At 50.9% G+C, this 1,003-nt stretch carries 1 protein-coding gene; it reads left to right on the forward strand.

Annotated elements, in window-relative coordinates; all coding sequences use genetic code 11:
• Positions 1 to 1,003: hypothetical protein (locus tag NXH67_RS00510; RefSeq protein ID WP_272795990.1), on the forward strand; the 1,003-nt coding region annotated here is incomplete at both ends.

Consider the following 1,003-nt stretch of genomic DNA (forward strand, 5'->3'; position numbering starts at 1 on the left):
AGCAAATGATGCAGCATCAGCTATAACAAAAGAGGAAGGCGTAGTTAAAAAGGCAGAGGCAGCCATTGAGGCAACCAACACTCCTTCAATAGAAACAGTTTCAGCAGCTAAAATTGCAGCTGATGAGGCAGATGATGCCGCCCAGGCAGCCATTGACGCCGGGGCTGCAGCAAGAGAACTTGCTGCAAAGATGGCAACCGAGGAAGAGGCAAAAGACGAAACAACCACAGCTTACAAGCTGCTCCGGGCAGCAGAAGCTGCAGAGGCAGCAGCCGGGGAGGCCCAAAGAAAGGCTACAGACGCCAGAACAGCAGCAGAGACTGCACAGGGCAAGCTTGACAAGGATCCTGCAGCCTACAGCACAGTTCTTGTAGAGAAGAACAAGGCAGAGGCAGCAGCAGCGAACGCCGAAGCAGCTAAGAATACAGCAGTTTCAGAGAGCGATACTGCCAAGAAGTACGCAGAGGGCGACGCTTCCAAGGAAGCTGTAAATGCAGCCCAGGCAGCAGCTGAAAAAGCTAATGATGCATATAACAAGGCAATCAAGGAATACAACAAAGCAGTGGCTGCTAAAACAGCAGCAGAGACTGCAGCTGCAGGAATCACCGACGCAGCAGTTAGTGATAATGCCAAGGCAGCGATCGCTGAGATAGCTAAAGAAGTTGCAGACGCCCTTCAGGCTAAAGACAATGCTAATACAGCAAAGGAAGCAGCTAAGGGATATGCAGAAAAAGCAAAGTCAAGGTATGACAGTGCAGCCAGGAACGCGGCAGCTGCAGCAGAAACAAAAGCAAATGATGCCAATAGAGCAGCAGATGCAGCAATGAACAAGGCTACAACAGCCGCAGCTACAGCAGCTGCAGCAGTTACAGCACTCAAGGATGTCAACGTAACCTCCGGCAAGATAGCAGCTGCAACAGAAGCACTGAAAGAGGCCAATGAGGCTGCAACACAGGCACTTAATGCAGTAAACACAGCCAAGGAAGCTCAGACAGCAGCAGAT

The organism is Butyrivibrio sp. DSM 10294, from assembly GCF_028539135.1.
Taxonomy (GTDB): domain Bacteria; phylum Bacillota; class Clostridia; order Lachnospirales; family Lachnospiraceae; genus Butyrivibrio.